Source organism: Neisseria arctica, assembly GCF_022870905.1.
Taxonomy (GTDB): domain Bacteria; phylum Pseudomonadota; class Gammaproteobacteria; order Burkholderiales; family Neisseriaceae; genus Neisseria; species Neisseria arctica.
On sequence record NZ_CP091510.1, the window covers coordinates 854,560 to 877,436 of the forward strand.

Below are 22,877 nucleotides of genomic sequence, written 5' to 3' on the forward strand. Positions count from 1 at the left end.
GCCAGATTTAAATCATACGGTTGAATACCAAATGACCGTTTTCGGCTTGGACACTGATGGTGCTTTCAGGCGCATAACGGCCTTCGAGCAGAGCTTTAGCCAGCGGGTTCTCAATTTCGGCCTGAATCGCGCGTTTGAGCGGACGTGCTCCGTAAACGGGATCGAAACCGGCTTCGGCAATCAGATCCAATGCGGCATCATCCACATGCAGGCTCAGATTCATGGCTGCCAAGCGTTTTTCCAAGCTGCGCAATTGGATTTTGGCAATACTGCGGATATTGGCCTGATCCAAACCGTGGAAAACGACTACTTCATCAATACGGTTGATCATTTCGGGACGGAAATGCTCTTTCACATCTTCCATTACCACTTCTTTTACCGCCTCATAGTCGGCGACGCCCATTTGCTGGATGTGTTGGCTGCCGATGTTGGAGGTCATCACAATCACCGTATTTTTGAAATCTACAGTACGGCCTTGTCCGTCGGTAAGCCGGCCATCGTCTAATACCTGAAGCAGGATATTGAAGACGTCGGGATGGGCTTTTTCCACTTCGTCCAGCAAAATCACGCTGTAAGGTTTGCGGCGCACTTGTTCGGTAAGGTAGCCGCCTTCTTCGTAACCGACATAACCCGGAGGCGCACCGATTAAGCGGGCAACGGCGTGTTTTTCCATATATTCCGACATATCAATGCGGATCAGATGGTCTTCACTGTCGAACAAGAAGCTTGCCAAGGTTTTGCACAACTCGGTTTTGCCGACACCGGTCGGGCCGAGGAACAAGAAGCTGCCGTAAGGTTTATTGGGGTCGGCCAGGCCGGAACGCGAACGGCGGATGGCGTCGGAAACCGCACGCACCGCTTCGTCTTGGCCAACTACGCGGACATGTAATACGTCTTCCATTTTCAGTAGTTTTTCACGTTCGCCTTCCATCATTTTGCTCACTGGGATACCGGTAATGCGCGAAACGATTTCGGCTACTTCGTCTGCACCGACTTTAGTGCGAAACAGCTTGTTGGCCTGTACTTTGTCGGCGCTTTGTTCGGCGGCCTCAAGTTGTTTGCCAAGCTTCGGCAGTTCGCCGTATTCCAATTCGGAGGCGCGGGCAAAATCTCCTTGGCGCTTGGCCTGCTCGATTTTTACTTTGACATCGTCAATTTGTTTTTTGATGTCGGTGGTGCTGTATGAAGAGGCTTTTTCAGCTTTCCAGATTTCGTCCAAATCGGCGTATTCTTTTTGCAGTTGGGCGATTTCTTCACCGATTAATTCCAAGCGTTTTTTACTGGCGTCGTCGCTTTCTTTCTCAACGTGCATTTTTTCCATGCGGAGCTGAATGATGCGGCGGTCAAGCTTATCCATTTGCTCGGGTTTGCTGTCGAGTTCCATCTTGATGCGGCTGGCCGCTTCATCGATAAGATCGATGGCTTTATCGGGTAAAAAGCGGTCGGTAATGTAGCGGTCGCTCAATTCGGCAGCGGCTACAATCGCCGGGTCGGTAATATCGATACCATGATGGATCTCGTAACGCTCTTGTAAGCCGCGCAGAATGGCGATGGTATCCTCAACACTCGGTTCGCTTACCAATACTTTTTGGAAGCGGCGCTCCAAGGCGGCGTCTTTTTCTATGTATTGGCGGTATTCGTCGAGGGTGGTGGCACCAATACAGTGCAGCTCGCCGCGTGCCAATGCCGGTTTGAGCATATTGCCTGCATCCATTGCACCGTCGGTTTTGCCTGCGCCCACAAGGGTATGGATTTCATCGATAAAGATTAAGGTATTGCCGTCATCTTTAGACAGGTCATTCAAAACGGCTTTCAAGCGTTCTTCGAATTCGCCGCGATATTTCGCACCGGCAATCAGGGCTGCCAAGTCGAGTACCAGCAGGCGTTTGTTGCGGAGGCTTTCAGGCACTTCGCCGTCGACGATGCGCTGGGCCAAACCTTCGACTATGGCGGTTTTACCGACACCTGGTTCACCGATTAATACAGGGTTGTTTTTGGTGCGGCGTTGCAATACTTGGATGGCGCGGCGGATTTCGTCGTCGCGGCCGATAACGGGATCAAGCTTGCCTTCGCGGGCGCGTTCGGTTAAGTCGAGCGTGTATTTGGACAATGCTTCGCGTTGGTCTTCGGCGTTGGGATTATTAATGCTTTCTCCGCCGCGAACGTTGTCGATGGCCGCATCCAGTTGTTTTTCAGTAATGCCGGCATTTTTAAGAATTTTGCCGGTATTGCCGTTTTCTTGCAGTAGGGCGAGCAAAAACAGCTCGCTGGCAATGTAAGCGTCGCCGCGTTTGGTGGCGGCTTTATCCATCAGATTCAGTGTGTTTTGTAATTCGCGGCTGGGCAGGATTTCACCGCCTTGTCCGGAAACTTTGGGCAGGCTGTCCAGTTGTTGTTGCAGTTCGCGTTTGATTTGGGCAACGTTACCGCCTGCCTTGACGAGTAAAGCGGCCATGCCGTTGTTTTGATCGTCAAGCAGTGCTTTTAAAATATGGCCGGCTTCGAGGTGGCCGTTATCTTGCGCCAATGCCAGGCTTTGGCCTTCTTGTAGGGCTTGCTGGAATTTGGCGGTTAATTTGTCAAATCGCATAAATACTTCCTCCTCGGGAAATAGTGTTGTGGTATGCGGTGTATATTGGGTTTCCTGTGGATAAGTCAATTATTGGAAATGTTAAATTTTGTATTTCTGTGGATAATTTTATTTGTACGTTGATGCGCCCGGATAAGATAATAATGCCGTCTGAAAAGGTTTTCAGACGGCATACATATATGAAGCAAAGAAAAAAGTTTTAATTTAATCGGGAAGGTTTTTATTACCCGTAATCATGGCTCGAACCAAATTTATTTTACCGATGTATGACATCAGAAGGGCGGCGGCAACGTGTAAGACAATTAATGGAATCAGGCTATTTGCCAAGGTTTCGTGCAGTTCTTCTATCATTTCGTCACCCCAAAACATATCGGTTCCCATCATATATCCCGTAATGCCCAAGCCGATAATAATGCCCCACAAGGCCAACATCATTAATGCGCCGAAAGGGTTATGGCCGGGATGAGGATCGGGTTGGCGGTTTTTTAATATTTGCCAGTGAGCACGCAGGCGGGAGGGGGTGGGCCAAAAGTCGCTGAAGCGTGCATGCCGGCTGCCGATAAAACCCCAAATAACACGGAAGCTGACAATGCCTACCGCGGTATAACCGATAATTTGATGGATATCGCTGCCGCTTTCGGTAACGGCAAGGTTGGCTAATATGCAGGCGGCAAGTGCCCAGTGGCAGATACGGACGGGAAGATCCCAAACTTTAACGGTACTCATGGTTGGCTCCTATTTGAAAACCTTTTATATGTAATAGCTTGCGAAAGAAATTTGTTATATGGGCAAGCGGTAAAGCGTAAATATTTGATTTTTATTTGCAATCGATCAAGATAAAAATACTTTCGGATATTGTATTTTTATTTTGAGAAACTGGATTTTGGTCGGTTGTAAAAGTATGGGCTGGGGGCTAATAAGGCCGTCTGAAATTTCAGGCGGCCTTTTGACTAATTGGGCGGTATTAATCAATTTCGCTTTTTACGGCTTTGCCGGTTTTGGTGTCGAAATAAATTTCTACTTTTTGGCCTTGTTTGTTTTTGCCGTAAAGTTCATAGCAGTTGTCGCTGGTTTTGAATTTTTTAATGGTATAGCCTTGATCTTTCAGCTGCTGCTGGAATTTTGCCGGCGGAATTTGTTCGCTTTTGGGATGGGCTGTGCATTTTGCAGAGGCGAAAGCGGAAACTGAGGCGGCTACGGCTATCAGGCCGAATAAGGTTTGTTTCAACATGGTACTTCTCCTTGAAGGGGTGGAATCAGCGTTTTGCTGTGAGGCTATTTAAACAAATGCTTCTTAAGAGAAACTTAAAATCAGACTATTTTTGAAAGACAAAATATTTTTATTGTTAACATATTGTAAATAAATGAATTTTATTTTATTTGGGTATTTGGGAAAGAAAGGTTTTTTGTTAAGGATTGCTTAATTTTACTTTGATATAATTAAAACCATTTGACATAACAACTACAAGATAAGGAAATTTTATGCAGATGCGTTTGACTGCAAACCGTGCCGTATTTTTATTTTGCTTGTATTGTATGCTGGTATTCAATATAGGTTTTTGGCAGGGAGTATGGGTAAAAAGCGAATCCACGGCAGGGCATGATTGGCTTTTACTGGCTACAATGCCGTTATTTATTTTGGCGGCCATGAATTTTTTAATACAGCTTTTGTTTTGGCCGAAGGTACACCGCTTTTTGATACCGCTTTTGTTAGTGCTGGGTGCGGGTGCGTCTTACGCCATTATGGTACAGGGTATTTATTTCAATTCGGATATGATTCAAAACCTGCTGCAAACCACGCGTTCCGAAGCTACTGCATGGCTTTCGGTTAAGTTTTTCGGCTGGGTATTGCTGACTGGGGTTCTGCCTGCTGCTTTGTATGCGCGCTATGGCAAAATCAAATCCGATTTGAAGTGGCATAAAAAGCTGATGTGGCGTTTGGTCAGTATGGTTGTTTCCATATTGGTTGTAGCGGCGATCGCGGCAGTGGCATATCAAAACTATGCTTCGTTTTTCCGTAACAACAAAGGCATTAACCATCAAATCGTGCCGACTAATTTTATCGGTGCCAGTTTTAAAACGGTTTATAACATTTATGATTCGCACCGTCCGTTTGAGCAAATTGGTACGGATGCTACGCGCGAGCGTACACCGGGCGAGCGCAAACGCCTGCTTGTACTGGTAGTGGGCGAAACCACCCGCGCGCAAAACTGGGGATTGAATCCCGGCGCTCCGGACACCACGCCCCAGCTGAAGCAAATGGCCGATGTAGTGAACTATACCGAGGTTTCTTCGTGCGGTACGTCTACCGCCATTTCCGTACCGTGTATGTTCTCGCGCATGAACCGTAGCGATTACAACGGTAATAAAGCCAAGCATCAAGAAGGGTTGATGGATATCTTGCAGCGTGCCGGCCTTTATACCAGCTGGCGGGAAAATGACGGAGGCTGCAAGGGCGTCTGCGACCGTATCAAGCATGTGGATATCCGCGAGTTGGCCGATAAAAGCCAGTGTGGTAGCGAAGGTTGTTTGGATATGTCGTTGTTGAACGGTTTGGAAAAAGAAATTCAGGAGATGCCGGGCGATGGTGTCATCGTGCTGCATACGATGGGCAGCCACGGGCCGGCTTATTATCAGCGTTATACTGATGAGTTCCGTAAATTTTCACCGACTTGCGATACCAACCAAATCCAAGACTGCAACAATACCGCTTTGCAAAATACATATAACAACACTATTGTTTACATCGACCATATGTTGGCTTCGAGCATAAATATGTTGCGCAAACAGCAAGATAAATCGGTAGCATTGTTGTATTTGTCTGACCATGGAGAGTCTTTGGGGGAAAAAGGCATGTACCTTCATGCGGCTCCGTATGCGGTTGCACCACCGGAACAAACCCAAATTCCGATGATTTTTTGGGCAAACGAAAATTGGTACGGCGATATGAAGGTTTCAGCCGCCTGTATGCGTGAAAATGCCGGCAAACCCTATTCGCACGATAACTTGTTCCACTCCGTACTCGGGATTACCGATGTGAAAACCGAAGAGTATAAGCGTGATTTGGATATGTTTGCCCAGTGCCGTTCATAATTAAGCAGGAGCGAGGCCGTCTGAAAATTCAGGCGGCTTTTTATATTGAAAGATAGGGTCGTAGTTGAAAATTATCATATTTGCCAATAAGCTTACGCAAAGGCGGAGTCGGCGGTATTCCGCATTTGAACAACAGCCCGTCAGGGCATATAGCAAGGAGATGCATATGAGCCAGGTGTTTACACTTTCCAGCCCCGAATTTACCGAAGGCGCACTGTTAGACAGCAGTTATCAGGCAGATCGGGACAATCAGTCGCCTGAACTGCACTGGCAGGGCGCTCCCGAAGGTACAAAAAGTTTTGCCGTTGCTATGCACGACCCTGATGCACCTACAGGTGGTGCGGGTTGGTGGCATTGGATGCTGGTTAACCTGCCTGCCGATACGGAGGCTCTGGCGCGTAATGCAGGTTCTGCCGATGGCCAACACCTGCCCGAAAATGCCCGCCAGTTGCGAAATGACGGCGGCAACATAGGTTATATGGGTTGCTATCCGCCGGTGGGTGATCCCGCACACCGCTATATTTTTACCGTATATGCTTTAAACGTAGAGCACTTGGATTTGCCTGAGGATGCTACTACCAGTTTGGCCGGTTTTATGGTTAATGCGCATACCATCGGTAAAGCAAGCCTCAGCGCGCGTTATGCGCGCGAGAGCGAATAAAGCCTGATCCAAATTGCCGTGCCGCTCCGAATCGGAGCGGCTTTTTTACATTTTGGGGCGTAATATGGGCGGCCGTTTTGGCGAATACCGTAATATAAATTGTTATATGGGGCATAGTGTTTGCCTGCGATATAATGTCTGCTTTCAGACGGCCTTATCTTTAAGCATAGAAAATGACAAACCAATCTTTGAATTTAACATTAATGTTTCGTGAATATTGCAGCCTATGCCACAAAATGAAGGATGCTTTGGAAACTTACCGGCTGCAATACGGCTTCGAATTGGAAATTATCGATGTCGACGAAAATGCCGAACTGGAAGAAAAATACAACGAATTGGTACCGGTTTTGCTGCACGGTGATCGGGAAATCTGCCATTGGTTTTTAGACGAAAACGCCTTACGGGATTTTTTGGATAATTATAGAAAAGGCAATATTTAAAATGAAATGCCGTCTGAAAATTTTCAGACGGCATTTCATTCTTTCAAAGAGTTTTTTAAAGGCCGGATAGCAGTTGGGAATAATAAGGTTTTTCTAAGCGGTATTTTCAGACGGCCTTAAAACATCTTCACGCCGTTTCGGGTATAATCCGCCCTTACTCTCGAAAGCTTGTGAATTATGTCTAAAAAACCGAAACACGAACTGGAAAACAATAAATTAAACAAACGCCTGCGTCATGCCGTAGGGGATGCCATCAACGATTTTAATATGATCGAAGAGGGCGATAAGATTATGGTGTGTTTGTCGGGTGGAAAAGACAGCTACGCCTTATTGGATATCCTTCGCCAGTTGCAAGCCAGCGCGCCGATTAATTTTGAATTGGTAGCGGTGAATCTCGATCAAAAACAACCCGGTTTTCCCGAGCATGTGCTGCCGGAGTATCTCAGTTCTATCGGCGTACCTTTCCGTATTGTCGAAGAAGACACTTACTCTGTGGTAAAGCGGGTGATTGAAGAGGGAAAAACCACTTGCTCTTTATGCAGCCGTTTGCGTCGGGGCGTGCTTTACCGTGTGGCTAAAGAATTGGGCGCGACTAAAATCGCATTAGGCCACCACCGCGATGATATCCTGCAAACTATGTTCCTAAATATGTTTTACGGTGGCAAGCTTAAGGCTATGCCGCCTAAGTTGGTATCCGATAATGGCGAACATATCGTAATCCGCCCGTTGGCGTATGTAAAAGAAAAAGATTTGGAGCGTTACGCGGAATTAAAACAGTTTCCGATTATTCCGTGTAATTTGTGCGGTTCTCAACCCAATCTGCAACGGCAAGTGATTAAAGAAATGTTGAACGAATGGGACAAAAAATTTCCCGGCCGTATCGAAAGTATGTTTTCAGCTTTACAAAATGTCGTTCCTTCGCATTTGGCAGATATCGAACTTTTTGATTTCAAATCGTTGGAGCGCGGCCAAGCTTTAAAACATGGCGGTGATTTGGCTTTCGACCGGGAAAGCGTGCCACAGCGTTTCCCCACCGCGGAAGATGGGGATACTATCCGGGTAGATGGCGCTCCGGCGAAAAAAGTCATTAATATTTTGGCCAGTAAGCCGAAAGAGTAAAAGTCCAGCCGATAGGCGGAAGCCGTTACAGCATTAAATTTTCTATTGATTAAAAATGCCGTCTGAAATATTCAGCCGGCATTTTTTGCAAAAGGAAAACAAATACATTCGAAGAAATTATTTGCCAAACAGATAGGGTGATTTTTATGGTTTGGCAGCGGGTGTTTCCTAATATATCCCGTATGTGTATACGCCGTTTGGCCAGAAGATCGTATGCCTATTCCGAATGGCACTCGGTGTTGTAATGTCGTGCTAAAAACTGTAGAGCTGCTTGTACTACCCAGCCGACGCCAAATGCAAACAACAGCGTACCCAAGCCTACCGCTCCGCCCAGCAACCACCCGACCAAGCACACGCCGCCTTCGATCAAAGTGCGCACCAAACCCACTCGCCAGCCGATGGCTCTGCACAAACCAACCATCAAGCCGTCTCTCGGGCCTGCTCCCAAATGGCAGGTGAGGTAGAGTGCCGAGGCAATGCCAACGATGGTTACCCCCGCCACACAGGCTGCCAGCTGCTGCCAAAAACTGTTAACAGGTTGAATATATTGGACAAAAATACCAAGCGTTGCCGCAATCACCAATATGTTCATCATCGTACCCAAGCCGGGGCGTTGGTGTAGCGGAATCCAGGCCAGTAGCACCGCCACACTAATCCAAAAAGTTGTCCAGCCTAAATGGATGCCGGATGAGGCAGAAATGCCTTGTGCAAGTACCGTCCACGGTGTAGAACCGAGTTGGGCAATAACAAGTAGCCCTTCTCCGATGCCGAAAAGAACCAGCGAGAGGAGTAAAACAGTGAATGGTTTAGTTGAAAACTCCCAAAGATGGTTTGCCGACCATGGTGTGCGAGGCAAAACTTTGCCGTTGTTTTTCATTGCGTGTATTTCCTTTTTTTCTTAGTTTTTTGATTATCTCCGATATTTTCCGTTGATAGAAGTTTATTGCATACTGAATATTAAGAAAACCAAAGGACTCTTAAAGATTATTTTAAAAATGCCGTCTGAAAACTTTCAGACGGCATTTTTGCTGCGAATCACGGCTTTAAAATGGAATGTTTCTAGAACTGGGGATTGTTTTCAGCAGTGATTATCCGGCAGATACTTTGGCAGACTTGGGTGTCTTGCGGTTGTCTGCAAACATCGTTAGCAGCCGGTAAACGGAAAAGATACCGATTATTAAATTAGGAACGATATAAACTGCCATAACCCAAGTTTTGTGGCTGTCTGTGCCTGAAAGAAGGCCGTGGGCCGTAATCAAAACATAGGATAGAAATGCCAAGGGATGAATCCATCGCCACAGCGAGCCATGCAGGTGACGGCGCAGGTAATGGGCGGTCATAATCAGGAGGCCGATGTAAAAGCCGCACTGCCCCAAACCTATCCATATTCTTAATTCGTGCGGCAGGGCAAACGGTAGTAGTAAGTCGTAGAGGCCGGGTCGGACATAGTTGTCTCCCAAGAGAACCAGTGCGTGAAAAAGTGCCAGTGCCAGCCCCAGCAGTGCGGTGAAATCGTGCAATGCCATTGCAGTTGGCGCGAAATTGGCAGCTTTGGCGGCACGGCTCGACAGCAGCAGGCCGAATAACACGCTCAAACTCATGGAAAAATAAGCGGCTAGCCCTGATGAACGTGAGAGTAGCCAATAGCCCGGGGCATCGGAAGAGAGGGATTGGGCGAGGGGGAGGGCCCACTGGGCGGAAACCGCTATGGCGGCAGCAGTACCGATAAGGGCCGCAGATATGATGGTAAACCAAGGTATGGGTTGTCGGGCAGAGGCGGTATTCATAGTGTTGTTTCCAAATGGGGATCAAGCAGGGCAGTATGCGGTGCGTGCAGCCAATCGAAATTTCCGCTTGTTTGCCAACCTTGCGTTTCACTGTACCAGCAGGCAGATAGATTGTTTTTATCTACCAACCAATGTTGCGCATCAATACTGCCAAGTATGACGAGTGTTTTGGCAGCGGTTTCTGCTTCAATGATATTGGGTGCGGTTACAGTGGCGCAGACAATATCGCTTTGTGCGGGTAATCCGTTGGCGGGGTTGATAATATGATGCTGCATTTGGCCTTGCCGCTGCCAGCGGCGATAGTCCCGCCCGGAAGTAGCGACGCAGCCCTGCTGCAAATAGAAAGAAGCTGCGGTTTTTTCTTGATTTATCGGATCGATAATGGCAATCGGCCAGCCCGGCTGTGTTTCAGGTGTGCCGGATATGGCAATATCTCCTCCGGCGTTTACCAATACCGCACCATATCCGGCCAAACGGTTGGCGGCTTGTTGCGCGCTCCACCCTTTTGCTGTACCGCCTAAATCAATTTTTGCGCCATGTAATCGGATACTACGGGTATCAGAGCAGCATTCGATATTTTTCCAATCGGAGCAGGGGCGGGATTGCGGCCATGTAAATACGGCATCGGGGCAGTTGTATCGGGCGGCTATTTTTTCGAATGAAACATCATATCCGGCATGCAACAAGGCAGGTAGTACGGTGGGCGTAACCAAGCCGTTGCTGTATCGCGCCGCGTAAAGAGCCACTTGTAAGGCAGCCCAAAAATCCTCGCTTGCATAGCCGCCACCGTTTCGGTTGAGGCAGTTCAGCTCACTGTCGGGTATGAAACGGCTCAGGCGGTTTTCCCATTCGGCAAACCACCGGGGCGCTTTTTCCAAAGCCGCTTGTGCGCTGGTGTCGGTAGATTCCAGCAGTATTTGCACGGTACTGCCCATCGCACGAAATTCTATTTCCAACATGGCTTTGTCCTGTTTTCATAGATTAGCGTGAAGAAGAGGTATAAGCGACCGGCACGGTTTCATATGTCCGTAGGATAGGGGTTTGGTTATCGGGTAATTGGGCAGATGAAACTTCTCGCAAGGATGCTGCTGCGGTAGTTTGGGGCGGGGCTGTGTTTACGGTAGTTCCGCTATCGGTTGCTTGTTCTGCCAACAATATCCCCCATGCACCCAATACGCCTGATACCGAGGCGGCAATCAAGCCGGTTTTAAACCAAAGTATGCGGTTATCAGCCATCGTCTCTCTCTCCGTGTTCGCCTTCGTCATCGTCATCATGATCGCGCTCGTATTTTCGTGCGTATTGTTGAGGCGGCGGCGCGGTATTAAGGGCGGCGGGAACGGATAAAATTTGTTTGGTTGCAGCATCAACATATACCAAACCTTGCTCGGTGCTAACTTCGTATGCCGCACGTCCGTCGAATCGGACTGCTTGCGGTTGCCCGCTGATACGGCTCGCAGGGTAGGTTTGCTGTACGATTTGCAGGGTGGCCGAGGCATCATTGGGGATGGCGGCAGTTTGTACGGGTGCGGTTGGAGTTGTTGTATCAGCTTTTGCCGTAGCGGACGATTGCATGGCAGTGCCGATTCCGGCCAGCAATACTGTTGCGAATACACCCAGCAGGATGCTGGTAAATAAGGCTTTTCGGTTCATAATTAGGGTTTCCTTTGTGCCGGGCGGCAGGCAGTATTTTGCCGCGTTATGGAAGCAAGCATAAACGGATTGGATTAAGGGTAGCTTAAATCTTGGAAAATAAAGAAAATCTATAATTAAGGGCCGTATGGCAGGGTATGAAAAATGCCGTCTGAAAAGGTTTCAGACGGCATTGTCATATTATTTTAAAGAGAGGCTGATTTGATTACGGGCAGGGATTGCTTATCTCTGCATGTACTTTATCAATTTCCGCTAAAACATCATCACTCAAGATGACATTAACGCTGTCGATATTTTCCCGCAATTGTTCCAATGAAGTGGCTCCGATAATGTTGGCGGCAACAAAGGGGCGGCTGTTCACGAAAGCAAGGGCAAGTGTGGCCGGAGTGAGCCCGGCGGCCTCGGCAATTTGGGCATAGCGTTCGGCAGCGGCAATGCCTTGGAGGTTGTTGTAACGTTGGAAGCGTTCGAACAGTGTGAGGCGTGCGCCGTCGGGGCGATTGCCGTGACGGTATTTACCGGTCAACCTGCCGAAAGCTAATGGCGAATAGGCTAATAGGGGAATATGTTCCCTTAGGGAAATTTCCGCCATGCCGACTTCATAGCTGCGGTTTAGTAAGTTGTAGGGGTTTTGTACCGATGCAACTCGCGGAGAACCGGGTAAAGATTCATGTGTACTGAGATGTCGCATCACGCCCCATGGTGTTTCGTTTGATAAGCCGTAGGCACGGATTTTGCCTTCCCGAACTAGTCCTTGCATGGTTTCAACAATACGGGTGAAGGATTCGAACCGCTCGTTTTCATCCGGCTTGGCAAAACCCAGTTTGCCGAAGAAATTAGCTTGCCTGTCGGGCCAGTGAAGCTGGTAAAGGTCGATATAGTCGGTGTTTAGCCTTTGCAAACTGGCATGACAGGCCTCGATAATTTGCTGCGGGGAAAAGTCATTACTGCCGCCGCGGATATGGCCACCGAAATTATTTAGCCCGACCGGCCCCGCTATCTTGGTTGCCAATACAAAATCATCGCGTTTGCCGCGGGCTTGAATCCACGAACCGATGTATTGTTCGGTGGTAGCGTAGGTTTCTGCTTTGGGTGGTACGGGATAGAGTTCGGCAGTATCGATAAAATTTACGCCTTGCGAAAGCGCATAATCGAGTTGCTCATGCGCTTGGGCTTCGGTATTTTGCTCGCCCCAAGTCATAGTGCCGAGACAGATTTTGCTGACTTGGATGCCGGTTTTGCCGAGCTCATTGTATTGCATGGTGTTCTCCGGGTTATTTAGCGGCGGCGTTGTTGCACTTTACGGCTGATATGGCTTACGGCTTTTTGAACCAGATAGGCAACAACAATTTGTTTGATTCTTCGCATTAACATAGCGGTATCCTTAAGAAAAGATAGGAAGAAAAGCCGTTTTTATTTGCTTGCCGACAAATAGGTAGGCCGTCTGAAACTTTCAGACGGCCTTTACATTGTGTTAGAGCAATACTTTTTCAATACCTCCGTTGGTTGCCCGTTCTATAAAATCCTGTTGCCAGTTGTCTCCAAGTATATGTTTGGCCATTTCGATAACAATGTAATCGGCTTCGATATTGTTATCATCGCTATAACGGCTCAAACCTTGCAGACAAGCAGGGCAGGAAGTGAGGATTTTCACTTCTTCGGCAGCAGGCAGTGCCGCCAGATTTTTGGTAATTTCTTCTTGTTTGCGGAATTTCACCTGTGTGGCGATATCCGGTCTTTTCACCGCAAACATACCGCTTTCGCCGCAGCAACGGTCACTGAGTAAAACTTCCTGTCCCATCAGTTTGCTGGTGAGCTGGGTGGGGTTGGTTGTTTTGATCGGCGTGTGGCAGGGATCGTGGTAAAGATATTGTTTGCCGGCGACACCGTCGAGTTTGATGCCTTTTTCAAGCAGAAACTCGTGGATGTCGATAATACGGCAGCCGGGAAAAATTTCTTCAAATCGGTATTTTTCCAATTGGTCGTAACAAGTGCCGCAGCTGACCACCACGGTTTTAATGTCGAGGTAGTTGAGGGTATTGGAGACACGGTGGAACAATACGCGGTTTTCGGTAGTGATTTTTTCGGCTTTGTCTGCCATACCGCCGGCATCTTGCGGATAGCCGCAGCACAGATAACCCGGGGGCAGTACGGTTTGTACCCCGGCATGCCACAACATGGCTTGAGTTGCCAAACCCACTTGACTGAACAGACGTTCGGAACCGCATCCCGGAAAATAAAATACGGCTTCACTGTCTTCGGATAAGGTAGGATTACGAATAATCGGTACGGTTTTGTTGTCTTCCACACCCAATAGCGCGCGAGCTGTTTTCAGTGGTACGTTGCGCGGCAGGGGGCGGTTGATAAAATGAACGACTTGTTCTTTGATCGGCGTGCTGCCCAAAGTGGCTTTTGGGGCTTCTTTTTGTTTGTTCAAGCCCAAATGAAACTTTCGTCCCATCTTATAGCCCCAGTTTTGCAGGCGGAAACCGGCATCTACTACGCTTTTACGCAATACGTTTACGGTACGCGGATCTGTGGCGTTGAGAAAAGCCATGCCGGCGGCAACGGCGGGATTGAATTTGCGTTTGCCCGATTTGCGCAAATAATTGCGGATGGCAACTGTTACATCACCGAAATCAATATTGACCGGGCAAGGTTTGACGCAGCGGTGGCATACGGTGCAATGGTCGCCTACGTCGCTGAGTTCGTCGAAGTGGCGCAGCGATACGCCGCGGCGCGTTTGTTCTTCGTATAAAAAGGCTTCAGTAAGCAGGCCGACACCGAGGATTTTGTTACGCGGGCTGTAAAGCAGGTTAGCACGCGGTACATGGGTAGAGCAGACGGGTTTGCACTTGCCACAGCGCAGGCAGTCTTTCACCGATTCGGCAATGGTGCCGAGATCGGATTTTTCCATAATCAGAGATTCTACGCCCAGCAGTTCGAACGAAGGTGTATAGGCGTGGCGCAAATCGGCACCGCGCATCAATTTGCCGCGGTTGAAATGGCCTTTGGGGTCGATTTTGGCTTTGTAATCCCAAAACGGTTGCATTTCTTCGTCGGTGAGGTATTCCAGTTTGGTGATACCGATACCGTGTTCGCCTGAAATGACGCCGTTGAGGCTGCGGGCGATGCCCATGATACGGTCAACAGCTCTATGGGCTGTTTGCAGCATTTCGTAATCATCTGAATTGACCGGAATATTGGTGTGTACGTTACCATCGCCTGCGTGCATATGCAGGGCGACAAATACCCGGCTGCGGACTACGCGGCTGTGGATTTTTGCCAAGTCGGCTAAAATCTTAGTATCTGTTTTACCGCTGAAAATTTCGGCGAGCGGTTTCATGATGTCGGCTTTAACCGATACGCGCAAACGGAAATCGCGAAAAGCGGTAAAGCAGCTTTCTTCGTCTTTGGCCTCGGCGGCAGCATGTACGGCTTCGCCGTAGCGTTGTTTGTATTGGGCTAAGGGGGTGTCGAGATTATCAAGCAGCCACTGCCAACGTTCTTTGACTTGGTTGACATGGTTAAGGGCATGATGGGCGCGGCTGCCCAAGAGTTCTTCGCTAGGCAGATCGGTTCCCATTTTATCAACGGGCAGTTTGCCTTGCAGATAAGGGATCAGTGCCTCGCATAGAGCGAGTTTGTTTTTAATCGACAATTCGATATTAATGCGCTCGATGCCGTCTGAATATTCTCCCAAGCGCTCAAGCGGAATCACTACGTCTTCATTGATTTTAAAGGCATTGGTGTGCTTGGCGATGGCAGCGGTGCGGCTTCGGTCTAGCCAGAAGGTTTTGCGGGCTTCTGGGCTGACGGCGATAAAGCCTTCGCCGTCGCGCGCTTGTGCCAGAGAGACAATATGTTCGGCAGCTTCGGTAACGGCTTGTTCGTCATCAGATACTATATCGGCAATCAACACCATTTTGGGGCGGCCTTTGCCGGCCGCTTTGGTCGCATAACCGACGGCTCGGACATATCGCCAGTCGAGGTGTTCCAAACCGGCCAGTTTTACACTTTCGTGCGCCAGCAGATAGTCGCGGATTTCCACGATAGACGGAGTGGCATTTGCCACAGTGCCGAAGAACTCCAAGCATACGGTACGGATATATTTCGGCATGGTGTGCAATACGAAGGCTACGCTGGTAATGATGCCGTCTGTACCTTCTTTTTGCACACCGGGCAGACCGGCCAAGAATTTGTCGGTAACGTCTTTACCAAGGCCGACTTTACGGAATTTGTGGCCGGGGATTTCCAAGCGTTCTGTTTTAGCGATGGTTTGACCGTCCGCTTTTAGGGTATGGACATCAAAAATAGCAGTTTCTTCGTCATGAATTTTGCCGAAATTGTGGCGCACCCGTTCGATTTTCAGCCATTCTCCGGCCGGGTTGACCATTTTCCACCAAGCCAGATTATCTAAGGCCGTACCCCATAATACGGCTTTTTTACCCCCTGCATTCATGGCGACGTTCCCCCCTACGCACGATGCGTCGGCAGAGGTGGGATCGACGGCGAAAACCAGTTTGGCAGCGGTGGCGGTTTCCTCTACGCGGCGGGTAACAACGCCCGCACCGCAGTGGATAACGGGATGTTTTCCTTCCAAACCGGGAAGTTCGACAAATTCTACACCGTTGTGGCGGTCGAGTTTTTCAGTATTGATTACCGCGCTCATGGCATCCAGAGGTACGGCACCGCCGGTGTAGCCGGTACCGCCGCCGCGCGGAATGATGGTGAGACCTAGTTCGATGAGGGCTTTTACCAATGGGGCAACTTCGGCTTCGGTATCGGGATTGACGACTACGAAAGGATATTCGACACGCCAGTCGGTTGCATCGGTAACATGGACGACCCGCGCCAAACCGTCAAACATGATATTGTGTTTTTTGGTAATACGGCTGAGACGCTTGAAGATTTGGTCGCGTTTTTGGCGGGTGTCTTCAAAGCTGTCGTCAAAACGGGTAACGGCAGCTTCGGCACTACTGATCAGCTCCGCAACAAGCGGGTTGTCATCGCGGCGTTTTTGGATTTCGTTTAGGCGGTGCCGCATCTCTTTGACCAATGCTTGTTGGCGGTCGGTGTGTTCGAGCAGATCATCTACCAAATAGGGATTGCGTACAACTGCCCAAATATCGCCCAATACTTCAAACAGCATACGCGCCGAGCGGCCGGTTACCCGTTGGCCGCGCAAGGTTTGCAGGATGTTCCACGCCGGCTCGCCCAGAAGGCGGATAACGATTTCTCGGTCAGAATACGAAGTGTAGTTATAAGGGATTTCCCGGATGCGTTGCGGTGTGCTCATGGGTAGTGTCCGTTTTTATTTTGAGATTTTGCCGTTGGTGTATGGTAAAAAAATTCAACATAAACAGGCCGCGTGTGTTGATTCGAAGCCTGCACAAGCAGTGGTTCTGTTGATAATAAGTTAATTAATGTAATGTAATTTCAACCTTTTTTCAATGGAAAATATCTGTACTGCAATATGTATAAAATTCATCTGCATTGTTTGCCGGTTAAGGTGCAATCAAGGCTTGGCGTTTGAGTTGAAAACGGTTATAATAAACTTCTTACGGCGGGTCTCCCTGCATAGCAAGTTGGAGCAACGGGTCAGGGGCGGAAGCCAGCAGCCCACTCTGAGGCGTTAGTGCCAGGGGTTTGGCTCGCCACCTTATTTAAAAATGCCGATGGTCGTGTACCATCGGCATTTTTTGTTTTTGTAAAAGTATAATTATAGGAAATAAACGGTTGTTTGATTTTTTATAAGAATAAATATAGAGCTGTAGTCAGTGGTGGCGTAAGTGTGTTATGCAGTTTTAAAACTATATATTTTTGATATTTAATTGAGTTTTTAATTTGTATTTGAAGATATTATATTTTAGAGGCCGTCTGAAAATTTTTTCAGACGGCCTCGCTTTATGAAGGGAAATATTTTCGTTTGTTTGTATCGGAAAATAAGTTCAGCTTCTTGGAAAATAAATTTAGCTTCGACAAGGTAGGAATACTGTACGTTGGCTTATGGGTTATGTGTCCGGGAGTTTAAGTTTGTTATTTTTCATCAGGATAATTGGAATACACTGTCAGGCCGTCGTAGGCCGGAGCAACACCGGCAGGGCAGCGTGCTAATAAATGGTCATAATCAAGACCGTGGGTCATGTGTATAAGCCATGTTTGTTGTGCGCCGATGCGGGCGGCAAAGTCTAGGGCTTGGGCCACGCTAAGGTGGCTGGGGTAGGGGTGCTCGGCCAGGCAGTCGATAAAGAGGTGATCTAAGCCTTGTAACGCGCTAATTTGGCTATCGCTAATATCGTTTGTGTCGGTGAGCCAAGCGATGTTACCGATACGATAGCCGGTGGTTTCCCAAGGGCCGTGTGGCATTTGGAAATGTAAGACCGGTACTTGGTTGATATACAGGCCGTCTGAAAGAGGATGGGCTTTCAATACGGGGCGGTTCCAATGGGTATTGGGTGGAAAGAATGCATAGCCGAAGCGTTCGGTAATATTGTTTAAGGTAAAAGCGCTTCCGTAAATAGGGATGGCACCTTGCTGGCGATAGCAAAAACCGCGTAAATCGTCTATGCCGTTCAGGTGGTCGGCATGGGGGTGGGTATACAGTACGCCGTCGATACGGGGGATATTCTCGCGTAATACCTGTTCGCGAAAGTCGGTACCTGTATCAATTTGCCAGCCTTGGCCGCCGATATCCAGCCAGGCGCTGCAACGTGTACGCCGGTTTTTCGGATTGGTGCTGGTGCAGACAGGGCATGGGCAGCCGATGGCGGGAGTGCCTGATGAGCTGCCGCAGCCGAGTACGGTAAGGCGGATATCGGTCATGTTGTCGGTTTGGGTTATGTTGGAGCCGTCTGAAAAGGTTTTTCAGGCGGCCTTGTGATATTTAAATACCAATACGCGGTACTTTGTTAAACAAAGTATAGAAATTATCCGTGGTAACGGCTGCTATGTTTTCCAATGTGTCGTTACGTAACTGTGCGATAAATTCTGCGGTGTGGCGTACATAAGCGGGTTCGTTGGGTTTGCCGCGTTTCGGTACGGGAGCCAAGAAGGGCGCATCGGTTTCAACCAATATACGGTCGGCCGGTACGTATTTGGCCGCTTCTTGTATATCCGCTGCGTTTTTGAATGTAACTATGCCTGAAAATGAAATATAAAAACCTAAATCAAGTGCCATTTTGGCAACACGTACATTTTCTGTGAAGCAATGGATAACTCCGGCATGGGCGTGGCCCTCCTTAAGCAAAGCCATGGTGTCGTCCGCCGCCTCGCGGGTGTGGACGATTAAGGGTAATGCTGTTTGGTTGGCTGCTTCGATATGCTCTGCAAAACGGCGGTGTTGCCAGCTTAAATCACCTTTGCACCAATAATAGTCCAAGCCGGTTTCGCCTATGCCGACTACTTTGGGATGCGCGGCGTGTTGCACCATTTCGGCGATACTGAATTCTTCGGCGTCTTGTTGGTCCGGATGAACGCCGACAGTGGCGAAAATATTCGGATTGGCTTCTGCTATGGTTAAAACTTCCCGAAAACTGTCGCGGCTTACGCTGATAGCCAATGCCTGCTTTACTTCGTTTTCTGCCATGTTGGCCAAAACTTCGGGCAGACGGCCTGCCAGTCCTTCGAAATTCAGGTGGCAGTGTGAGTCGATTAATTGCATAGGTGTGTGTTGCTTATAGTGTAAAGGTCGCCCGGTCATTGCGCAGAGTCGGGCCGAGTTCGGCTTCAATCAAGTGCTTGGTTTGGATGCTGATTTCATCATTGCCAAATGCCAAACCAACACCTTTGGGGCGATGTGCGGAGGTACGGGCGGGATTAATCCAAGCTACTTTTGTGCGCAGGAATCTTTTATCAGGCATGCCCGGCAGTTCGATGGCCAATAGGATTTCGTCACCTAATGAGAAACTGTCGTCCGTTGGTACAAAAAGTCCGCCGTGTTCGAGAAAAGACATATAGCTGTTGTAAAGCATAGTTTTGTCGCGCAGTTGGAGTGCGAGCATTTTTCCGGGCAGGTTTTCTAATGGTTTCATGATTTTGCCTTTGTTATTTGTTTTGCCAGAAACTCAAATAGTCGAGCAACAGGGCTTCGGTTTGCATTTTAACACTTAAGGTGTGATAGCCGTAAGGGCTGAGGCGGTTTAAGGTGGCAATCAGAGAGAACAGTTTGTCGGGCCGTGTTTTTTTGCCGGTTTGCCGGATGGTTTCTGTGTGTGTCGGATAATAAAGGGGCGGCATATTTTGTTGTGCCAAGCCGACGTCTAAAAGCCATTTGTGCAGCCAGTCGAGCAAAACGGCGAGGGGAAGCTTTTGTTTGTCGAAGAGGGCGGCATAATCGAGAATGGCTAAGAGTCGGGGGGTAGCCAGTAATTCGAGCAATTGTCGGCGTAGTTCGTCTTGTTCGGGTGAAACTTCAAAAAGTGGCGCGCCGCTGTGAAATGCCAGTAACGATTCGGCATTCTCTATCTGCTGGTGTTTAAGGTAGGCAAGTGCTTCGGAATACGAGGGGGCAGGCAGCAGCATTTGGCGGCAACGGCTTTTGATGGTAGGCAGTAGCTTGTCTCTCGAATGGCTGACCAAGAGAAAAATGACATCGGCGGGCGGTTCTTCCAATGCTTTGAGCAGGCTGTTGGCAGCTTGGATATTCATGCTCTCGGCAGGATGTATTAGTACGACGCGCCTGCCGCTGCGTACGGAGGTGAGCTGGATATCTTCGATCAGTGTGCGAACGGCATCTATTTTGATTTGTAATAGTTTGCGTGCGGTGTTTTCTCCTTCGGGTCGCTCGGGCGTCAGCTCGTAGAAATCCGGGTGGCTTTCTTTTGCAAATAGGTGGCATGACGGACAATGGCCGCAAGGATGGTGTTCCGCTTGCGGTGATTCGCACAATAAGGCTTGTGCCAAATGGCGGGCAAAGGCCGTTTTGCCGGTGTTTTCTTTACCGGTAAACAGCCACGCGTTGGGCTGGGTTTGCCATGATGCGGCTAGTTGCTGCCATTGGGGTTGGTGCCAGGAAAAAATCATTGCTAGTTGCTTTTTATTAAATCTGGTGTTGATTATACAGGGCTTGATGCCGTCTGAAAGTTTTGGCTAGGTTTTTACCAATGGCCGCAAAATCGACTTGGCTAGGTGTTATTTAACGGTATCGTTTACCGCGTTAGGTTTTGGGGTTGAATATTTTTCAGGCGGCGATGCCGAAATGCCGCGCCAAGGTGTTTTCTATATTTTGCCTTACATGCTCAAGAGGGCGGTTGCTGTCGATAATTGCATAATGTTCGGGCGAGGAAGCCGCCCGTTTCAGGTAAACTTCGCGAACGCGGGTGAAAAATTCCGCCTGTTCTTGTTCGAAGCGGTCTTTTTCGCGTGCTTGGCTGATACGGCTCATGGAAACTTCGAGCGGAACATCCAACAATAGGGTTAAGTTCGGACGGAGGTTCCCCTGAACCCAATTTTCCAGTATTTCGATATCCGGTAACGGAACGCCGCGTCCTCCCCCCTGATAGGCGAAAGTAGCATCGGTAAAACGGTCGGAGACGACATGGATGCCGGCTTCGAGTTTTGGGAGGATGATTTCGTCCAAATGCTGCTGTCGTGCGGCGAACATCAGCAGAGTTTCGGTACGCAAGCCGGCACGGGTGGCAGGGTTGAGCAGTATGTCGCGCAACGCTTCTCCCAGCATGGTGCCGCCCGGTTCGCGAGTGAAGTAAACCGGTAAGTTGTGGGTGGCGAACCAATTGCGGATCACTTGCAGATTGGTTGATTTTCCGGCGCCGTCGATGCCGTCGAGAGTGATAAATTGTGCTTGCATATCAGAGTCGGGAGTATTAATGGGAAGATTATAGCGAAATAGTGCCGGATAATATATCCGTTATCATAAAGAGGCCGTCTGAAAACCAATTTTCAGACGGCCTCTTTTTTATTGCTGTGGGTATTATTTTTTCAAAATATATTTGCGTACCGCGGCATTGTGTTCATCCAGATTATGGCTAAACTGGCTAAGCCCCGTACCATCCATGCGTGAGACGAAGTAGAGGTATTTTTCGGGAGAGGGGTGGGCGGCAGCTTCTAGGGCTGCTTTTCCGGGTAAGGCGATCGGAGTGGGGGTGAGTCCGGCGCGTGTATAGGTATTGTAGGGGGTATCACGCTGCAGATCCGCTTTACGGATACGGCCATTATAGCGGCTGCCCATGCCGTAGATAACAGCCGGATCGGTTTGCAGACGCATACCGATATTGAGGCGGTTGACAAATACGGCCGATACATGGCGTCGGTCGGCTTCATGGCCGGTTTCTTTTTCAATCAGGCTGGCCATAATCAAGAGATCGTAAGGGTTTTTATATGGCAGGCCGCTTTGGCGCTCATCCCATGCGGCTTGCAAATGGCGCTGCATGGTACGGTAAGCAAGACGGTAGATTTGCAAATCGCTGCTTTCTGCATCTATTTCATAGCTGTCGGGAAAAAATAACCCTTCGGGATTATTGCTTAGAGGAGAGGGATCGATTTCTTTTAATAGTTTTTCATCACTCCAGCCTTGGGTATCGTGTTTGAGGTCAGCGGTATTGTTGATGATGTTGCGCATTTGTGAAAAACGCATGCCCTCGGTAATGCGGATGGTAATGGTATCAGGGTGGCCGTCACGCAGGCGTTGCAGAATCTGCCATGCGGAAATTTGCTTAGGCAAACGGTAGGTGCCGCTGTGTAGTTGGTTGTGCACGCCCGTGAGGTAGGCCGCGACTAGCATGACATGGCGGTTATAAACAATATTTTCATCTGCCAATTTTCGGCTTACGGCTGAAATACCTTGCCCTTTTTCAACGCGCATACGGTAAATTTGCTCGTTGCTTTTGGGAACAAAGAGAAGTCCCGCAAAAACCAACGTACATAAAATAAACAGGCCCAGTAGCCATTTAAATGCTTTTTTCAACATGGTAGGATATTTGTTCGGATTATTTTCGTGAAAAATTTGGCGACAGTATAAAGCTGAAATGCAGACTGTGCTATGCTCAGATAAAGTATTCTTGATAAATTACAGTGGCCGGCTGAGGAGGTAAAGCGTGGATAAGGTCAGGAAAAGTAATGAAGAGTGGCGTGCGGAGCTTTCACCTGAGGTTTATTATGTGACTCGTGAAGCGGGCACGGAGCGCCCTTTCAGCGGACTTTATAATGATTTTTATGAACATGGTGATTACTATTGCGCCTGTTGCGGAGCGCTTTTGTTTAAATCACAGCAAAAGTTTGACAGCCATTGTGGCTGGCCGGCTTTTTTTGATGAGGCGGAAATAGGCAGCACTTACCGTGTGCGCGATTTAAGCCATGGTATGGTACGAGAGGAAGTACGTTGCAGCAGGTGCGAAGCACATCTGGGGCATGTGTTTCCGGACGGACCTCCGCCTACGGGTGAACGTTACTGTATCAATTCGTTGGCGATGGCGTTCAAAGCCCGTTCTGATACGGAAGCGGAGAAATAAATTATTACATGTTGAGTTAAATAGAAAAGAGGGATTCGGCTGTATTTTCTCTTTTTATTTTGAATAAT

The 22,877-nt window shown here is 48.7% G+C and carries 21 protein-coding genes and 1 other RNA gene; 6 read left to right on the forward strand and 16 right to left on the reverse strand.

Annotated elements, in window-relative coordinates; all coding sequences use genetic code 11:
- Positions 1 to 7: 7 nt before the first annotated feature.
- The 3 genes from clpB to LVJ86_RS03815 form a co-directional block, all read right to left on the reverse strand.
- The gene (clpB, locus tag LVJ86_RS03805; protein WP_047760585.1) at positions 8 to 2,590 is read right to left on the reverse strand and encodes an ATP-dependent chaperone ClpB; all 2,583 of its coding nucleotides are present in this window, start codon (positions 2,588 to 2,590) and stop codon (positions 8 to 10) included.
- A 204-nt stretch (positions 2,591 to 2,794) separates the two neighbouring features.
- Entirely contained in the window at positions 2,795 to 3,316 is a 522-nt protein-coding gene (locus LVJ86_RS03810; RefSeq protein WP_047760584.1) for a cytochrome b/b6 domain-containing protein, read from the reverse strand.
- 238 nt (positions 3,317 to 3,554) lie between these two features.
- On the reverse strand, positions 3,555 to 3,821 hold the full coding sequence (locus LVJ86_RS03815; RefSeq protein ID WP_047760583.1) for a PepSY domain-containing protein: 267 nt from the start codon (positions 3,819 to 3,821) through the stop codon (positions 3,555 to 3,557).
- 251 nt (positions 3,822 to 4,072) lie between these two features.
- Between LVJ86_RS03815 and LVJ86_RS03820 the strand changes: the two genes are divergently transcribed.
- From LVJ86_RS03820 to ttcA, 4 genes are all read left to right on the forward strand, one after another.
- Entirely contained in the window at positions 4,073 to 5,683 is a 1,611-nt protein-coding gene (locus LVJ86_RS03820; protein WP_047760582.1) for a phosphoethanolamine transferase, read from the forward strand.
- A gap of 166 nt (positions 5,684 to 5,849) precedes the next feature.
- A complete protein-coding gene (locus tag LVJ86_RS03825) occupies positions 5,850 to 6,344 on the forward strand; it encodes a YbhB/YbcL family Raf kinase inhibitor-like protein (protein ID WP_047760581.1) in 495 nt (164 codons plus the stop codon).
- Between the two features lie 188 nt (positions 6,345 to 6,532).
- The gene (locus LVJ86_RS03830) at positions 6,533 to 6,784 is read left to right on the forward strand and encodes a glutaredoxin family protein (RefSeq protein WP_047760638.1); all 252 of its coding nucleotides are present in this window, start codon (positions 6,533 to 6,535) and stop codon (positions 6,782 to 6,784) included.
- 177 nt (positions 6,785 to 6,961) lie between these two features.
- On the forward strand, positions 6,962 to 7,903 hold the full coding sequence (gene ttcA / locus LVJ86_RS03835) for a tRNA 2-thiocytidine(32) synthetase TtcA (protein WP_047760580.1): 942 nt from the start codon (positions 6,962 to 6,964) through the stop codon (positions 7,901 to 7,903).
- Positions 7,904 to 8,120: 217 nt separating this feature from the next.
- Here ttcA and yczE read toward each other — a convergent pair whose 3' ends face one another.
- From yczE to LVJ86_RS03870, 7 genes are all read right to left on the reverse strand, one after another.
- Positions 8,121 to 8,780, reverse strand: a complete 660-nt coding sequence (gene yczE / locus LVJ86_RS03840; RefSeq protein ID WP_047760579.1) for a membrane protein YczE — start codon at positions 8,778 to 8,780, stop codon at positions 8,121 to 8,123.
- Between the two features lie 211 nt (positions 8,781 to 8,991).
- Positions 8,992 to 9,690: a ferric reductase-like transmembrane domain-containing protein gene (locus LVJ86_RS03845; protein ID WP_053008308.1), complete on the reverse strand. Its 699-nt coding sequence runs from the start codon at positions 9,688 to 9,690 to the stop codon at positions 8,992 to 8,994.
- On the reverse strand, positions 9,687 to 10,649 hold the full coding sequence (locus LVJ86_RS03850; RefSeq protein WP_053008307.1) for an FAD:protein FMN transferase: 963 nt from the start codon (positions 10,647 to 10,649) through the stop codon (positions 9,687 to 9,689). The genes LVJ86_RS03845 and LVJ86_RS03850 overlap by 4 nt, the downstream gene beginning before the upstream one ends.
- Before the next feature lie 22 nt (positions 10,650 to 10,671).
- Positions 10,672 to 10,926 (reverse strand): hypothetical protein, encoded by a 255-nt coding sequence (locus tag LVJ86_RS03855; RefSeq protein ID WP_047760578.1) that lies wholly within the window; start codon positions 10,924 to 10,926, stop codon positions 10,672 to 10,674.
- Positions 10,919 to 11,341 carry a PepSY domain-containing protein gene (locus tag LVJ86_RS03860; RefSeq protein ID WP_047760577.1) on the reverse strand — a complete coding sequence of 141 codons (423 nt, stop codon included), beginning with the start codon at positions 11,339 to 11,341 and terminating at the stop codon, positions 10,919 to 10,921. Before LVJ86_RS03860 ends, LVJ86_RS03855 begins: the two co-directional genes overlap by 8 nt.
- A 205-nt stretch (positions 11,342 to 11,546) precedes the next feature.
- Complete coding sequence (locus LVJ86_RS03865) at positions 11,547 to 12,602, reverse strand: NADP(H)-dependent aldo-keto reductase (protein WP_047760576.1); 1,056 nt, start codon at positions 12,600 to 12,602, stop codon at positions 11,547 to 11,549.
- A gap of 213 nt (positions 12,603 to 12,815) precedes the next feature.
- A complete protein-coding gene (locus LVJ86_RS03870) occupies positions 12,816 to 16,640 on the reverse strand; it encodes a DUF3683 domain-containing protein (protein ID WP_047760575.1) in 3,825 nt (1,274 codons plus the stop codon).
- 266 nt (positions 16,641 to 16,906) lie between these two features.
- Here LVJ86_RS03870 and ffs point away from each other — a divergent pair.
- Positions 16,907 to 17,003, forward strand: an RNA gene (gene ffs, locus LVJ86_RS03875) — signal recognition particle sRNA small type.
- Positions 17,004 to 17,380: 377 nt separating this feature from the next.
- Here ffs and LVJ86_RS03880 read toward each other — a convergent pair.
- The 6 genes from LVJ86_RS03880 to mltG all read right to left on the reverse strand — a co-directional run bounded on the left by LVJ86_RS03880 (position 17,381) and on the right by mltG (position 22,268).
- On the reverse strand, positions 17,381 to 18,166 hold the full coding sequence (locus LVJ86_RS03880; RefSeq protein ID WP_047760574.1) for an MBL fold metallo-hydrolase: 786 nt from the start codon (positions 18,164 to 18,166) through the stop codon (positions 17,381 to 17,383).
- A gap of 61 nt (positions 18,167 to 18,227) precedes the next feature.
- Positions 18,228 to 19,004, reverse strand: coding sequence for a TatD family hydrolase (locus LVJ86_RS03885; RefSeq protein ID WP_047760573.1), 777 nt, complete (start codon positions 19,002 to 19,004; stop codon positions 18,228 to 18,230).
- Positions 19,005 to 19,017: 13 nt separating this feature from the next.
- Positions 19,018 to 19,374: a PilZ domain-containing protein gene (locus tag LVJ86_RS03890; RefSeq protein ID WP_047760572.1), complete on the reverse strand. Its 357-nt coding sequence runs from the start codon at positions 19,372 to 19,374 to the stop codon at positions 19,018 to 19,020.
- A 13-nt stretch (positions 19,375 to 19,387) separates the two neighbouring features.
- On the reverse strand, positions 19,388 to 20,365 hold the full coding sequence (locus LVJ86_RS03895; protein WP_047760571.1) for a DNA polymerase III subunit delta': 978 nt from the start codon (positions 20,363 to 20,365) through the stop codon (positions 19,388 to 19,390).
- A gap of 157 nt (positions 20,366 to 20,522) precedes the next feature.
- On the reverse strand, positions 20,523 to 21,149 hold the full coding sequence (gene tmk, locus LVJ86_RS03900; RefSeq protein WP_047760570.1) for a dTMP kinase: 627 nt from the start codon (positions 21,147 to 21,149) through the stop codon (positions 20,523 to 20,525).
- A 123-nt stretch (positions 21,150 to 21,272) separates the two neighbouring features.
- Complete coding sequence (mltG, locus tag LVJ86_RS03905; RefSeq protein ID WP_047760569.1) at positions 21,273 to 22,268, reverse strand: endolytic transglycosylase MltG; 996 nt, start codon at positions 22,266 to 22,268, stop codon at positions 21,273 to 21,275.
- A gap of 127 nt (positions 22,269 to 22,395) precedes the next feature.
- Here mltG and msrB point away from each other — a divergent pair, with 127 nt between their 5' ends.
- Complete coding sequence (msrB, locus tag LVJ86_RS03910) at positions 22,396 to 22,809, forward strand: peptide-methionine (R)-S-oxide reductase MsrB (protein ID WP_047760568.1); 414 nt, start codon at positions 22,396 to 22,398, stop codon at positions 22,807 to 22,809.
- Positions 22,810 to 22,877: the final 68 nt, after the last annotated feature.

What these genes read in the sequence shown, in the direction of transcription:
- LVJ86_RS03855 (WP_047760578.1), bottom strand. Translation starts at nt 10,926, where the DNA reads ATGGCTGATAACCGCATACTTTGGTTTAAAACCGGCTTGATTGCCGCC.
- LVJ86_RS03895 (WP_047760571.1), bottom strand. Translation starts at nt 20,365, where the DNA reads ATGATTTTTTCCTGGCACCAACCCCAATGGCAGCAACTAGCCGCATCA.
- ttcA (WP_047760580.1), top strand. Translation starts at nt 6,962, where the DNA reads ATGTCTAAAAAACCGAAACACGAACTGGAAAACAATAAATTAAACAAA.
- LVJ86_RS03820 (WP_047760582.1), top strand. Translation starts at nt 4,073, where the DNA reads ATGCAGATGCGTTTGACTGCAAACCGTGCCGTATTTTTATTTTGCTTG.
- LVJ86_RS03890 (WP_047760572.1), bottom strand. Translation starts at nt 19,374, where the DNA reads ATGAAACCATTAGAAAACCTGCCCGGAAAAATGCTCGCACTCCAACTG.
- LVJ86_RS03810 (WP_047760584.1), bottom strand. Translation starts at nt 3,316, where the DNA reads ATGAGTACCGTTAAAGTTTGGGATCTTCCCGTCCGTATCTGCCACTGG.
- LVJ86_RS03815 (WP_047760583.1), bottom strand. Translation starts at nt 3,821, where the DNA reads ATGTTGAAACAAACCTTATTCGGCCTGATAGCCGTAGCCGCCTCAGTT.
- LVJ86_RS03870 (WP_047760575.1), bottom strand. Translation starts at nt 16,640, where the DNA reads ATGAGCACACCGCAACGCATCCGGGAAATCCCTTATAACTACACTTCG.
- tmk (WP_047760570.1), bottom strand. Translation starts at nt 21,149, where the DNA reads ATGCAAGCACAATTTATCACTCTCGACGGCATCGACGGCGCCGGAAAA.
- mltG (WP_047760569.1), bottom strand. Translation starts at nt 22,268, where the DNA reads ATGTTGAAAAAAGCATTTAAATGGCTACTGGGCCTGTTTATTTTATGT.
- LVJ86_RS03860 (WP_047760577.1), bottom strand. Translation starts at nt 11,341, where the DNA reads ATGAACCGAAAAGCCTTATTTACCAGCATCCTGCTGGGTGTATTCGCA.
- LVJ86_RS03885 (WP_047760573.1), bottom strand. Translation starts at nt 19,004, where the DNA reads ATGCAATTAATCGACTCACACTGCCACCTGAATTTCGAAGGACTGGCA.
- LVJ86_RS03880 (WP_047760574.1), bottom strand. Translation starts at nt 18,166, where the DNA reads ATGACCGATATCCGCCTTACCGTACTCGGCTGCGGCAGCTCATCAGGC.
- LVJ86_RS03850 (WP_053008307.1), bottom strand. Translation starts at nt 10,649, where the DNA reads ATGTTGGAAATAGAATTTCGTGCGATGGGCAGTACCGTGCAAATACTG.
- yczE (WP_047760579.1), bottom strand. Translation starts at nt 8,780, where the DNA reads ATGAAAAACAACGGCAAAGTTTTGCCTCGCACACCATGGTCGGCAAAC.
- clpB (WP_047760585.1), bottom strand. Translation starts at nt 2,590, where the DNA reads ATGCGATTTGACAAATTAACCGCCAAATTCCAGCAAGCCCTACAAGAA.
- LVJ86_RS03825 (WP_047760581.1), top strand. Translation starts at nt 5,850, where the DNA reads ATGAGCCAGGTGTTTACACTTTCCAGCCCCGAATTTACCGAAGGCGCA.
- LVJ86_RS03845 (WP_053008308.1), bottom strand. Translation starts at nt 9,690, where the DNA reads ATGAATACCGCCTCTGCCCGACAACCCATACCTTGGTTTACCATCATA.
- LVJ86_RS03865 (WP_047760576.1), bottom strand. Translation starts at nt 12,602, where the DNA reads ATGCAATACAATGAGCTCGGCAAAACCGGCATCCAAGTCAGCAAAATC.